Source organism: Lachnospira sp., from assembly GCF_016290755.1.
Lineage (GTDB): Bacteria > Bacillota > Clostridia > Lachnospirales > Lachnospiraceae > Lachnospira > Lachnospira multipara.
This window is the reverse complement of the sequence record NZ_JAEEVD010000060.1, coordinates 1-14,409: the sequence shown is the minus strand read 5'-3', so window position 1 is coordinate 14,409 and position 14,409 is coordinate 1. Positions and strand designations below refer to the sequence as shown.

General features: G+C 37.9%; 10 protein-coding genes. 6 read left to right on the top strand and 4 right to left on the bottom strand.

Annotated elements, in window-relative coordinates; all coding sequences use genetic code 11:
• Nucleotides 1-1,740: class I tRNA ligase family protein (locus QVA17_RS11120; protein WP_287388935.1), on the top strand; the 1,740-nt coding region annotated here is incomplete at its 5' end.
• 207 nt (nt 1,741-1,947) lie between these two features.
• Here the strand turns inward: QVA17_RS11120 and QVA17_RS11115 are convergent.
• Nucleotides 1,948-3,171, bottom strand: a complete 1,224-nt coding sequence (locus tag QVA17_RS11115; protein WP_287388934.1) for a 6-phosphofructokinase — start codon at nt 3,169-3,171, stop codon at nt 1,948-1,950.
• Between the two features lie 513 nt (nt 3,172-3,684).
• Here QVA17_RS11115 and QVA17_RS11110 point away from each other — a divergent pair.
• The 4 genes from QVA17_RS11110 to proS all read left to right on the top strand — a co-directional run bounded on the left by QVA17_RS11110 (nt 3,685) and on the right by proS (nt 9,433).
• Entirely contained in the window at nt 3,685-5,199 is a 1,515-nt protein-coding gene (locus tag QVA17_RS11110; protein ID WP_287388933.1) for a sensor histidine kinase, read from the top strand.
• Nucleotides 5,200-5,323: 124 nt separating this feature from the next.
• Nucleotides 5,324-6,013 (top strand): response regulator transcription factor, encoded by a 690-nt coding sequence (locus QVA17_RS11105; RefSeq protein WP_027431471.1) that lies wholly within the window; start codon nt 5,324-5,326, stop codon nt 6,011-6,013.
• A 1,144-nt stretch (nt 6,014-7,157) separates the two neighbouring features.
• Nucleotides 7,158-7,862: an RluA family pseudouridine synthase gene (locus QVA17_RS11100; RefSeq protein WP_287388932.1), complete on the top strand. Its 705-nt coding sequence runs from the start codon at nt 7,158-7,160 to the stop codon at nt 7,860-7,862.
• Between the two features lie 131 nt (nt 7,863-7,993).
• The gene (gene proS, locus QVA17_RS11095; RefSeq protein WP_027431472.1) at nt 7,994-9,433 is read left to right on the top strand and encodes a proline--tRNA ligase; all 1,440 of its coding nucleotides are present in this window, start codon (nt 7,994-7,996) and stop codon (nt 9,431-9,433) included.
• Between the two features lie 372 nt (nt 9,434-9,805).
• Here the strand turns inward: proS and QVA17_RS11090 are convergent, their stop codons facing one another.
• The 3 genes from QVA17_RS11090 to QVA17_RS11080 form a co-directional block, all read right to left on the bottom strand.
• Nucleotides 9,806-10,234, bottom strand: coding sequence for a hypothetical protein (locus QVA17_RS11090; RefSeq protein ID WP_287388931.1), 429 nt, complete (start codon nt 10,232-10,234; stop codon nt 9,806-9,808).
• Between the two features lie 12 nt (nt 10,235-10,246).
• A complete protein-coding gene (locus QVA17_RS11085) occupies nt 10,247-10,834 on the bottom strand; it encodes a hypothetical protein (RefSeq protein ID WP_287388930.1) in 588 nt (195 codons plus the stop codon).
• A 623-nt stretch (nt 10,835-11,457) separates the two neighbouring features.
• Nucleotides 11,458-12,741 carry a CCA tRNA nucleotidyltransferase gene (locus QVA17_RS11080; RefSeq protein ID WP_287388929.1) on the bottom strand — a complete coding sequence of 428 codons (1,284 nt, stop codon included), beginning with the start codon at nt 12,739-12,741 and terminating at the stop codon, nt 11,458-11,460.
• A 313-nt stretch (nt 12,742-13,054) separates the two neighbouring features.
• Here QVA17_RS11080 and QVA17_RS11075 point away from each other — a divergent pair, with 313 nt between their 5' ends.
• On the top strand, nt 13,055-14,398 hold the full coding sequence (locus QVA17_RS11075; RefSeq protein WP_287388927.1) for a PEGA domain-containing protein: 1,344 nt from the start codon (nt 13,055-13,057) through the stop codon (nt 14,396-14,398).
• Nucleotides 14,399-14,409 lie beyond the last annotated feature (11 nt).

Sequence of the window (14,409 nt, the reverse complement as noted above, 5' to 3'; positions counted from 1 at the left end):
TCTGAAGGTGTTGAGGTTAAGTTCCAGATCGTTGGTGGTGGCGAGTTCTCTATCTTTACAACATGTATTGAAACAATTTATGGTATTACATTTATGGTACTTGCTCCAGATGGAGAGATTGTTAAGAGCTTACTTCCAAGAGTTAAGAACTTAGAAGAAGTTCAGGCATACATTGATGAAACTTTGAAGAAAAACGACATGGATAGAACTGAACTTAACAAGACTAAGTCAGGTTGTCCACTTGAAGGTGTAACATGTATTAATCCGGTTAATGGCAAGGAAGTACCTTTATTTATTGGTGATTTCGTACTTGCAAGCTATGGTACAGGTGCTGTTATGGCTGTTCCAAGTCACGATCAGCGAGATTTTGAATATGCTATTACTCATAATATTCCTATGATTCAGGTTATTGAGGGCGCTGATGTTTCAGAGCATGCATTTGAAAAACAGGATTATTTAGGTAAGGGCTGCAAGCTTATCAACTCAGAAGAATTCACAGGTTTAACTGTCGAAGAAGCTAAGGAAGCAATCACTTCTAAGCTTGAGAAGATGGGCGTTGCTAAGCGTACAGCTAACTATCACTTTAGAGAATGGATTTTTGCAAGACAGAGATACTGGGGTGAACCAGTTCCTGTAGTTTACTTAGAAGATGGACAGATTCATGTGTTAGATGATGATGAATTACCACTTATCCTTCCTGAACTTGAGGATTACAAGGGCAAGAACGGACAGGCTCCTCTTGAGAATGCTACAGAATGGAAGATGTATGATCACAATGGCATTAAGGGTAAGAGAGAAACTTCTACAATGCCAGGTTCAGCAGGTTCATCATGGTATTACATGAGATATATTGATCCTAAGAATGATAAGGAATTATGTGACCCAGAACTTCTTAAGCATTGGTTACCAGTAGATCTCTATATTGGTGGACCAGAGCATGCAGTAGGTCACTTAATGTATTCAAGAATCTGGAATAGATTCCTTTACGATCAGGGCATTTCACCAGTTAAGGAACCATTTAAGAAGTTAGTTCACCAGGGTATGATTCTTGGTTCTAATGGTATTAAGATGGGTAAGAGATTCCCAGAATTCGTAGTTAATCCTTCAGATATCGTAAGAGATTACGGTGCTGATACACTTAGATTATATGAAATGTTTATGGGACCTCTTGAAGCTTCTAAGCCTTGGTCTAACGAGGGTGTAGAAGGAGCAAGAAGATTCTTAAATAAGGTTTGGAACTACTTCTCAGTAGAAGAGAACTTAATTGATGGCGAAGGTGGAGCCCTTGAAAAGGTTTACCACAAGACAGTTAAGAAGGTTACATCTGATTTTGAAACACTTGGCTTTAATACAGCTATTTCACAGATGATGATTTTCATGAATGCAGCCGTTAAGGAAAAGTGTCCAAAGGTTTATGCAGAAGGATTCATTAAGATGCTTTCATGTATTTGTCCACATATCGGCGAAGAATTATGGCAGCTCTTAGGCCATGACAACACAATCGCTTATGAGCAGTGGCCAACATACGATGAAGACAAGTGTAAGGATGACACAGTAGAAATCGGTGTTCAGGTAAACGGTAAAGTCCGTGGTACTCTTGAAATTGCAGTTGATGAAGATGAAGCATCAGTAAAGGCAAGAGGTAAGGAAGTTGCTGGAGTTGCTAAGGCACTTGAAGGAAAGAATATTATAAAAGAAATCTATGTTAAGGGAAAGATCTTTAATATAGTTGCTAAGTAAATTAGTTAAGTAATAAAAGACCGTAAGTCAGATAAATGAATTAAATTCTGATTTGCGGTCTTTGTGTTTCTTTGAAGAAAATCTATTAGAAAAAAACATAGAAAGAAAATTACCATATCAAAAATAATATCTCTATAAAAAAGCCACCCCAGTCAGCTTGATATGTATCCGCTTTGCTGGCTGGGGTGGCTAAATATATAGTACAAACTACATATTAATATTTAAATGTCTTGGTAAGCCATCAACCATGATTGGTGATAACTCAGCCTGAATTAATGGACGAATGTAATGGATTAAATCCATTGTTACATAATCGTCTTCTGTGATCCACTCAAGTGGAATCTTCTTTTCGATGTTAGCAATCTGGTGAACATCGTGTGTTTCTGTGATGCACATATAAGGATCATCGCAAACTCTCTTTAATACTACAACCTTTCCTGATTCGCCTTCGAATGCAGCCTTAACAGCAGCACCACCAACGTTGAAAGCTTCTGTAATATCAGTTCTACTTGTCATATGAGCTGCACAACGCTGTAATGTTGCAAGCTCGATAGCTCTTGTCTTAACGCCGTAAGCGGCACCAATCTTGTCAGCTAAGAACTTAGCTGTACCTGCAAGCTGCTTATGACCAAATGCATCTACGAATTCTACGTGATCTGCAAGTTCAAATACATAACGACCATCTTCAACTTTTATACCTTCTGAAACAGCAACAACTACAGAACGTCCATCCCCTACTTTTTCTTCTACTCTAGCCATGAAATGATCAATATCAAATACCTTCTCAGGAAGGTAGATTAAATCTACACCTTCACAGTCTTCACCACGAGCAAGTGCAGCAGCAGCTGTTAACCAACCTGCGTTACGACCCATGATTTCTACAACTGTAACCTGTGGATAATCATAAACAAGACCGTCTCTAATAATTTCCTTCATTGTTGATGCGATAAACTTAGCAGCACTACCATAACCTGGTGTGTGATCTGTAACAGCTAAGTCATTATCGATAGTTTTTGGAACACCCATAAAACGGATATCACTGTTGATAATTAAACCGTAATCAGATAACTTCTTAATTGTATCCATTGAGTCGTTACCACCGATATAGAAGAAGTATTTAATTTCAAGCTCATCTAAGATTTTGAAAATCTTATCATAAGTTTCCCTATCTTCACCAATTTCTGGTAGCTTATAACGACATGAACCAAGATAAGAAGAAGGTGTTCTCTTTAATAAGTCGATATCAATATCAGTCTTAATCTTTTCTGATAAGTCAACATACTGCTTATCAAGTAAGCCTTTAACACCATGGAGCATACCGTATACCTTCTTAGCTCCTCTGTCCTTTGCAGTTTTAAATACACCAGCTAGGCTTGAATTAATTACTGATGTTGGACCACCTGACTGGCCCACGATAACATTACCTATCATATTGTCCTCCATATATTTATTTCGCGCTCAGTTTCTGCCTAACAAATAAAAAAACATTGCAAGAATTACTCCCTAGAAGGGAAAATGTTACGGTAAAGTCAAGCTTCTCACAATGAATTATAAAACTTTAGAGTTTTGATTGAGTTGTTAACATGCAGTTGCGGCTAAGCGCATTATTACATAAATTGATTGTAGCATAATAATGTAAAAGGCACAACGGGAAATTTACGAAAGTCGTAGATTTTATGCGGTCTGAAGGCACTTTTGATTGGGAAAAATTTAACAAATCCGACAAGAGCCTAATTAAATCTACTGAATTTCGGCCTTTGATTGACTTTGTTAAAACGATAACGAATTGTGATTATTTTGACAAACTTGATAATTAGATACATTTTTAAAATGTTATTCTTTTTTAATGCATTCTTTATTCTTTTAATCGTTAAATCATAAACAAATTGTTAAAAATGTGATAAAATATCTTTAGTAAATAAATATACAAGTAAAGGCAAGATTATGAAATTAAAAAATAAATTAAAATTGTCCTTTTGCATTATGATTATCGTGCCGATGATTTTATTCTTCATATCAGCATTTATAATAATAAAGTGGCAAGCATACAACTATAAACAAGCTTATAACATTGATACAAACGTAGGTATAGAAACATTTTATTCAAACGGAAACGCCATAAGCGAGATAACGAGTGGAATTTATCAAAGCATGATTGAACAGGCAGAGACAAATCCGGAGAGCTTTTCTAATGAAACAACTTTAAGAGAGTTATCTAGCGAGCTAAAAACTAAGCTTTCTGATTTGGTAGTTCGATGGAACGGCGTTTTGTTATATAACTCCACAAGCTTTTCAAACGATGAGTTAGAAAACTTGATTCCAGAATGTGGCGAGGTTACATATGGAAGTATTTGTGATAACGGCTATTATCAAAGTGAGTACGGCTGCATTGTTAAGACCTTAGGTTTTTGCGATGAAGAGGGAAATGTGTATAACGTTTCCATTGTAACGTCTATCTCGCAGGTGGTGCCACAGATTAGAAATTCTTTGACTTTGATGGTATTAGCCATTGCCATAGTGCTTATAATCACAGCGGCTTTGCTGATTTTCTGGATTTATAAATCAATTGTTAGACCGATTAATAAATTAAAATTGGCAACTAATAACATTAAAGATGGAAACTTTGATTTTAAGATGCCAAAGACGGGAAACGACGAAATTGGTCAGCTTTGTAAAGACTTTGAGGAAATGAGACTCATTTTAAAAGAAAATACTGAAGCGAAGCTGAAATCAGATATTGAAGAAAAAGACCTTATTAGAAACATTTCCCATGATTTAAAGACACCACTTACAGCCATCAAGGGTTATGTGGAAGGTTTGCAGGATGGCATTGCCGATACTCCTGAAAAGCAGGAGAAGTACATTAGAACCATTGCCAACAAGGTCAACGACATGGACAGACTTATTGATGAGCTATCGATTTACTCAAGGCTTGATACTAACAGGGTTCCTTATAACTTTGTGAAAATCAGCGCGGGCGACTACTTTAACGACTGCGTGGAGGAGATTAGTGTGGAACTTGATGCAAGCCAGATTGAGCTTGATTATACATCCCATTTAGATGGCGCCGCCTATATTTGTGTGGATCCTGAGCAGCTAAAGCGTGTGGTTAACAACATCATTAGCAACTCAGAGAAATACATGGTGGAAGGCCGCCAGGGAAAGATTGGTATCGATATTTACGACGAGGGTGAATACGTGCACGTGCAGTTTAGCGACAACGGTAAGGGTATTGCAAGTAAAGACCTCGAGCGAATCTTTGAAAGATTCTATAGAACGGACGATTCACGAAATTCTAAGCAGGGCGGAAGTGGCATAGGCCTTGCCATTGTTAAGAAAATCGTTGAAGACCACAAGGGTATGATTTGGGCAGACAGCGTTGAGGGCCAAGGCACTACAATGCATTTAAAGCTCCCTAAATATAAGAAAAATGAGCTAGCTTGCCAGGGTTGCAAGTAAGTGATTAAATTCATTAGCTTGGAAGTAAGTGATTAATTCGTTAGCTTACTAACTTTCAAGTAAGCGATTAATTCTATAGCTTGTAAACATTTTTTGTAAAAATACGACATTCACGGAGGTAATTATGAGTAAGATTCTTATTGTTGAAGACGAAGATGCAATTGCAGATATTGAAAAGGATTATTTAGAGCTTAACGGTTTCACAGTAACAGTTTGTTCTGATGGAACTAGCGGTATGGCTGAGGCTCTTGAAAATGACTACGACATATACATTTTAGATGTTATGTTACCAGGAGTTGATGGTTTTGAGATTTGTAAGACTATCAGAGAGAAGAAGGACACACCAATCATCATGGTTTCTGCAAAGAAGGAAGACATAGATAAGATTCGTGGCCTCGGGGTTGGCGCCGATGACTACATGACAAAGCCTTTCTCACCAAGCGAACTTGTTGCTAGAGTTAAGGCCCACCTTGCAAGATACGAGAGATTGGTAAGCAGCGGCAAGCCAACAAACGATACTATCGAAATCCGTGGTATCAAGATCGACAAGACAGCAAGACGTGTATTTGTAAACGGCGAAGAGAAGGCCTTTACTACAAAGGAATTTGACCTTTTAACATTCCTTGCTGAAAATCCAAACCATGTCTACACAAAGGACGAGCTTTTCAAGGAAATCTGGGATATGGATTCAATCGGCGACATCGCCACAGTCACAGTTCACATAAAGAAGATTCGTGAAAAGATCGAGTATGATACATCAAAGCCACAGTATATTGAAACTATCTGGGGTGTGGGATATAGATTTAAGATGTGATCTGTCTTGCAACGAAGTTGCAAGACCTGTAGGAGCTATGAAACTAAGTTTCATAGCTCTTTTTTTGTGTGCGCCTTGCGGCGGAAATCGGCTTTGTTGCGCGGTGGAATGAGTCATGTTGCGCTAGGAATTGCGGGTAAAAGCCAGGAAATTTACTGTTACCTGTAGATATTGGTAAATTTCTGGGTATCGCACGGGAATTAAACGATTGGGCGGGACTGGAATAGAGCTTATAGGAATATTTCTGGGTATCGCACGGGAATTTAGTGATTGGGCGAAACTGGAATAGAGCTTATAGGAATACTTCTGGGTATCGCACGGGAATTAAGCGATTGGGCGAAATTGGAATAGTACGTACAGGAAGAAATCTTCCAAAAAGGATTATTTTTTGAAAGTAAGATAGTTCAATTTAATTAAGAGATAATCCTTTTTGGAAAAAAATCTCCTCTATGGATTATTAATATGGAGAAAAGTTTAGTAAAAATAGGGGGATTAGTACTTTTGAGTAAAAAACACCTCAAATGGATTAAAACAAGAATTGTTAAATCGGGAAGGTGTTGACCTAATGGACAGAAATAGTCCTAAAAGTATGAGTTCCTTTTTTTGAAGCAGAAACTATAGTGATGGTATACACGCCAGAAAGCAGTAAATAAGCAAGAAGCACCAACTTGCTTTTCGTAAGTCCCGAAAGCCAGTATCTATGCGGGTCCTAGCCGCGTTCCAAATAAGCAAGAAGCACCAACTTGCCTTTTACAAGTCCCGGAAGTCAGTATCTATGCGGGTCCTAGCCGCATCCCAAATAAGCAAGAAGCACCAACTTGCCTTTTACAAGTCCCGGAAGTCAGTATCTATGCGGGCTCTAGCCGCGTCCCCAATAAGCAAGAAGCACCAACTTGCCTTTCACAAGTCCCGTAAGCCAGCATCTATGCGTATTCTAGCTATGTCCCGATTTAGTAAGTGGGAAAGCTCATAAATGTGCTATAATCAAATTTAGGCTTTATTAGTATTCTTTCGCAATCCGCTTCGCGGCTTGCGAAAGCGCAGAAACACTGCGGTTACTGGAAGCGTTGGTATATAACAAAGCCAGATAAAGCCAACTCAAGAAACTTATAATAGTAATAATAGGGAAAAACAAGGACATTTTATGATAAAGATTATTTATGAGGATAACGAGAAGTTAATTGTGGATAAGAAGGCCGGTCAGCTTTCTCAAAGTGGAAAAGGCATGGAGCCGGATTTGGTTTCCGAGGTGCTAAACTACAGAAAGCGCAAGGGCGAGGAGGTCTACGCTGCCATAATCAATAGGTTGGATAGACCAGTTGCCGGTTTAGTTCTTTTTGCAAAAACTAAAGAAGCGGCGGCAAAATATTCTAAAGAAGTTCAGGACAAAGGATCTATTAGCAAGGTCTACGAGGCTTATGTCTATGGAAAATTTGATTGTAAAAAAGCGACATTAACAGACTATTTAATTCACGACAAATTAAACAATACAAGTTCCGTGTGGGAAGGCGACAAGCAGGATGTCAAAGAAATCGGAGATGCCAAGGAAGCCCGCCTAGACTATGAAGTTTTATCCTATGACGAAGCAACAAATCTTACTAAGATTTCTGTGAAGCTCTACACCGGCAGGCACCATCAGATCCGTGTGCAGCTAGCCTCAAGGGGGCACGCAATTATCGGGGATTATAAATATTTTCAAATGGCCAATGAGAAGCTAGGAGGCGAGGCCATCTCCAAGGAAACTTTTGATGGACTTGTAAGAAAATGCAAACTCAGACGTAACACTATATCCCTTGCGGCAGTTGAGTTAGAGGTGGATGGGCAGAAGTTTAGAACGGAACTAAAATAGTGGGGGAAAGGTACATTTTCCTAATAAAACTATACTTGAATTAGTTATAGAATAATGTTAAACTAGACACCGTATAACTTTATGTAGAAAATTATTACATAAAAAAATATTATGAATAGGAGAAAAGTAGTATGGCTGATGAGAAAAAATTAGTTGAAGCAATTACATCGATGGATGTAGATTTTGCTCAGTGGTACACAGATGTTGTTAAAAAAGCTGAGCTTATGGGTTACTCAAGTGTTAAAGGATGCATGATCTTCAAGCCCGCTGGCTATGCTATTTGGGAGAATATACAGAAAGAACTTGATAGAAGATTCAAGGAAACTGGTGTTGAAAATGTTTACATGCCAATGTTCATTCCTGAAAGTCTTCTTGAGGTTGAAAAGGACCACGTAGAAGGTTTCGCCCCAGAGGTAGCATGGGTTACTTACGGCGGACTTAATCCGTTACAGGAGAGATTATGTGTACGTCCAACATCAGAGACATTATTCTGCGATTTCTACAAGGACGAAATCCAGTCTTATAGAGATTTACCAAAGGTTTACAACCAGTGGTGTTCAGTTGTTAGATGGGAAAAGGAAACAAGACCTTTCCTTCGTTCTAGAGAATTTTTATGGCAGGAAGGCCATACAGCTCATGCAACAGCTGAGCAGGCAGAAGAAAGAACACAGCAGATGTTAAATCTTTACGCAGATTTCTGCGAGCAGGTTCTTGCAATTCCTGTTGTTAAGGGTAGAAAGACAGATAAGGAGAAGTTTGCTGGTGCAGAAGCTACATATACTATTGAAGCTTTAATGCATGATGGTAAGGCTCTTCAGTCTGGTACAAGCCATAACTTCGGTGATGGATTTGCTAAGGCATTTGGAATTCAGTACACAGATAAGGATAATAAGCTTAAGTATGTTCATCAGACATCTTGGGGTATGACAACTCGTCTTATCGGTGCTATTATCATGGTTCATGGTGATGATTCAGGTCTTGTATTACCACCAGCAATTGCACCTACACAGGTTGATATTATTCCAATTATGCAGAAGAAGGCAGGCGTGCTTGATAAGGCATTTGAAGTTAAGGAAGCACTTAAGGCTGCTGGTCTTAGAGTTAAGGTTGACGATTCAGATAAGAATCCAGGTTGGAAGTTCTCTGAACAGGAGATGCGTGGAATCCCTGTAAGAGTTGAAATGGGACCTAGAGATATTGAAGCTGGTAAGGCTATTATCGTTCGTCGTGATACTAGAGAGAAGACAGAAGTTGCTATTGAAGATTTAGCTACAGAGATTAAGGCTATTTTAGATAGAATGCAGGTTGAAATGTTAGAAAGAGCTAGAGCTCATAGAGAGGCTCATACTAATGTTGCAACTAATTATGAAGAATTTAAGGAAGTTGTTGCTACAAAGCCAGGATTTGTAAAGGCTATGTGGTGTGGCGATCAGGCTTGTGAAGACAAGATTAAGGAAGATACAACAGCAACATCAAGATGTATGCCATTTGAACAGGAACACCTTTCAGACGTTTGTGTTTGCTGCGGCAAGCCAGCTAAGAAGATGGTTTACTGGGGAAAAGCATATTAGTTGTCATAAGGGGAACCAGCTTTGCTGGTGGAACCTTGTGACTAGTATGGAGCTTGCTCCATACATATATGAATAGGTATCTAGTGGGACGAACCCGCTTATTTAACAGGGAAGAGATGACCTTCATCTCTTCCCTGTTTTTTTAGTGTGATTGCAATAATCAGCTGCTGTGAAGTTGATTTTAAAGGCTGATTTTTTTGGGAATCCATCAACCTAGCCAGAAAGAGAAATACGCCTAGAATAAGAGCACAAACACAAACCCCCGTTGATTGCAACATCAACGGGGGTATATTATCATTAGGAAGCATGCTTAAAAGCGTAGACTTCTCATTAAGTCAGGACTATTGTTAAAATCAAAATGATTTGTTAAATCTATGATTTACTTGTAATGTCTTCAAAAAATATTTTAGATGGATAGAGTATTATGATTCCTATAATTCCATATAAAATAGGGTTTAAAGACATTGCTATATTATCTAATAAAACACCATCTACATGCATGATATCAATAAGTGAAAGTAAAGAATATACTATGCCTGATAATAACCATATGGTCATTGTGTGTTTTATTGATTTTAGTTTTAAATCTCTATTATCTTTTGTATTTACAAGACTATTAAAGAAATATTTAAGATCGCCGGTTAATAATTGTAGACAGAGTGTAGTTATTAACATAAATGCAATGGCGACGATATTAATATATTGTAAAAAGGTAGTTTGAGAATCCATAAAAATGATATTTGTAATAATTATTAGAGTTAAAAATACAACTGGGTAAATGAATCTATTTATTGATTTCATAGCTGTTACCTCCTAATCTGTAATTTTTGTACAAACTCTTAATACAAAATTTGATTTTCCAACTGGACGTGCAGTAATTTGTAGAACAAATGAATTGGCTGTACGGCCAGCGTTTCTTACATCGTAAAAGGAGGTTCCAAAATTTGCAGCAGAGTGCCATGTTGTATTTAAAAAGCGTGGACCAGTTCCATAAGCGTAACAATTATATTCAACATTTCCAGTACATGTTCCAGATACAGATTTAAGAATATTATTTGTTCCTAATACATCTATCCAATTAATAGTACCAGTTAATGTTACACCATTGTTTTGTTTTTTATCAGATGATGATTTTGTTGTAGAAGCTTTAATTTTAATTGATGAAATATTATCATCTTTTATGGAATAATCTACATCAATAAGTCCGTCTATAGGTCGTTCATTTCCATATTTATCAATTTCATATAAAGTAGAAATTATTTGATAATTATCAATATTTTCAATTTCAATGTAATTTGTATTATCTGTATCTTCTTGACTTAATGCTTCTTGTGCATATATTGTGTTAGTTAATGATAAAATAATAAAAAAAGAAATAATGTAAAGACTTATTTTCTTCATAAAATACCTCCTTATAATCCTCATAAACTATTCATTGGTTCAAATGTAATTATGAAATTTTAAATCATCCCCTTCACAATGTTAATAAATTAACAATATCTCTATACTAATATTATATCACTTTACAATATTAATACAACACTTTATATATTTAAACTCAATAAAATGCATAGGGTAGAATGTTTTATATATTTAACAGGGAAGAGATGACCTTCATCTCTTTCCTGTTTTTTAGTGTGATTGCAATAATCAGCTGGCTTTGAACTTGAATTTAAAGGTTGATTCTTTTGGGAATCCAAAGTTCTTGCTATAAATGACAGAAAACTTACAGTCAACCACTAAATTTTGCTCTTTTACCTGTAAATTAAAATTGTATTGAACGGAAGTTTTTAGCTTACGGTCAATAAGAAGATTTCTTGGAATTACCGGTAGCTTATGAAAGATATTTAAGAATAACGATACAGGTAAATAACTAAAAAAAGAGGATTGCCCGTAACAAGCCCAAAAATCCCGGGGAGAAGCAAAAATAAGCCCGTAACAAGCCCGCTCCACCCCGGGGAGAAACCCAAATAAGGCCCGAAAGAGGCACAAACCCCCGTTGATACATATCAACGGGGGCTCTATTAATCTCTAGGAATCATGCTTAAAAGCGTAGACTTCTCATTAAGTCTAGGGTTTTCAATGCACAAATCTAATAAGTATTCTAATGTTTTTCCAATATCTTTACCAGACAAGCCAAATTCAAGTAAGTCATTGCCGGAGATATCAAGCTCTTTAATGGAGAAGCAATCCCCTCGGCTAATGATATATGTGGCCATTTTTTTCAAATTCTCGTAGTGAGAAATCTTAACAGGATTAGTAATTCCTGTAAGTTCAGAAGCCGCAAGGCTTAAGGCTTTCTTGTAATCAAGAGTTAAGAAAAATAGGTCTCTACCAAGCTGTCTTAAGGCCTCTCTTATGGAAGGCTCTGTTTCTTGTATCTCTTTCTCACTAGCATCTAAAATTGAGCCCACTAACTTAATAGTCACGTTATCCATTTTTAAAGTCTTCAGAGTCTTAGTGGCTGCCTCGCTTCCAAGGGAAGAGAAGAGAATTGCATAACGCATACGAAGAAGCAAGTCCTTGTCATAATCTTTGGGAAAATGTTTCATTGCCTCAAGAGTTCTTCTTGTATGCTTGTTTGTTAATGCCTCGTCTATGTATGGAAGAATTTCCTTAAACAATCCAGTTTTTGAATATAAAAGACATTTTTCTGGATTGTCAGAAAGAAGAGTTTTTCCAAGTTCAACATGAACTCTTTCCATACTGATTTTCTTAATTGTTGGGGCGAGATCGTAAATTGCCGCCATTGTTTCATTTTCAATATCAAAACCAAGCTGTGCGCTAAAGCGAATAGCCCTCATCATTCGAAGAGCATCCTCAGTGAAGCGGTCGTGAGCCACGCCAACGCAGCGAATAAGCTTGTTATTAAGGTCAGCAATTCCACCATACTCATCCACTAGGCCCTCACTATCGTTGTAGGCCATGGCATTGATGGTGAAGTCGCGGCGACTCAAGTCATCTGTTAATAATACTGAAAATTCAACAGATTCCGGATGTCTACCATCTTTATATTCTCCATCAATTCTGTAGGTTGTAACCTCGTAGCCGTTCTTATCAATCATGACAGTTACGGTGCCATGCTCTATGCCTGTATCTATGGTTCTTCTAAAGAAAGATTTTACCTGAGTTGGGAGAGCAGAAGTTGTGATGTCCCAGTCTTGGGGTTCCTTATCTAGAAGAGTGTCTCGGACGCAGCCGCCAACCGCGTAGGCAGAATGTCCGTTTTCTTCAATTTTGCTTATTATAAATTTTACGTCCTCTGGAAGTTCTAAACTGAAAGCTTCCTTATTAAAGTTAGTATCCATATAAACCTCGAAATTAGATTATCTTAGATTTGTCGCCAAGGTGCACCCGCCCATATTGCGCGTGGGTAGTTACAGTGTTACACTCCGTGATGGCGCGCCCGTCCATATCGTTAGCGCCATACTGCGCGCAAACTAGTGGTCGTTAGCACCACCAAGCACAATCTAAGTCACGCATATTATATCATATAAAAACTTAGATAAAAATCAATATATTAAGCTAAAACTTCACAAATTCCAAGCACTGTGATAAAATTCAAGTGGAGTAGGGTTTGTTTTTGGCGGGTTTTCTGCCATTTTTATGAGGGATAATAATATGAAGAGAATGTGCGCAAGACTAATGGCTTTAGGGGTAAGTATTAGTTTATTGTTTACAGGTTCGGCTTGTTCTTTAACTGGAGATGGCAAGTCGTCTAGTACAATTACGCCGGGAAGCTCAATAACACTCGGAAGAGTGGTTAATAAAGTAGATGATATTGTTGAGGGAGAAGACTCAGAGTCTGCAACCTTAGTTGGAGTTTTGACTTATTTGGATACAGCCAATGATATGACCCATATGCTAGATATTGAATCTGGCGTGGAATACGAGGTGCCATATTCTGGCGGTACAGATATAAGAAGCGCCTATGATAAAGTGATAGCCGATTCTTCTATGGAATTAGGCGGGATTTATGACGTTTACATTAATAAGTCAGGTAAGGCTTCAGCCATAATTGGAAATTCTGATGCTTGGGAACGTAACGACGTTTCAAGAATCACAATAGATGAGAACAATCGAAAGATAACAATAGGAGCTTCGGTTCTTTTCTACGAAGAGGACACAGTTGTTCTGTCGGGCGGTGAGAGAATCAATATCGCCAAGATCGTGGACCAGGACAATTTAGTTCTAAGAGGTATTGGAGAGAAGATTTATTCTATAAATGTAACATCAGGTCATGGTTACGTGGAGTTTTCAGGACTAGACGCCTTTGAGGGTGGATATGTCACTATCGGCAAGCAATTATTTTCAGTTACAGAAGGAATGCTTGTAACTTCTCCCGTTGGGACTTATACTGTAGAGATACAGCTAGAAGATGTTTTAGCAACTAAGACTGTTACAGTTAAGAAGGATGAAACTTCTAAGTTGGATTTTAGCGAGTATGTGCCAGAGGCAACCAAGTATGGAACCGTGAATTTTTCAATCACACCGAACAATGCAATACTAAGCATTGACGGAGTGGAGGTGGATTATTCAGAACCTCTATCGCTAGAATATGGAAGACACTATTTGACATTGGCATGCAATCATTACGAGGAGTACACAGAGACTTTCGTGGTGAACTCTTCTTATAAGACCAAGGTCATTGACATGGTGTCTAATGGAACCGGCACAACAACTACCGAAAGTGAAACAACGGTTGATAATACTAGTGGTTATACGGTAAATGTGCAAGCACCGACAGGAGCAGCGCTCTACGTTGACAGCGTATATGTCGGAATTGTACCATGCACTTTTGCAAAATCTTACGGCAATAAGACAATCACACTTAAAAAGTCTGGTTACAAGACCGTAAGCTACACGATTTCTATAACCAACACCACTGGTAATTTAACATATAGCTTCCCAGATATGGAGGAAGCTAGCACAGAATCAGAGACGGAGAGCGCCACAAGTAACTAGCTATATATTCG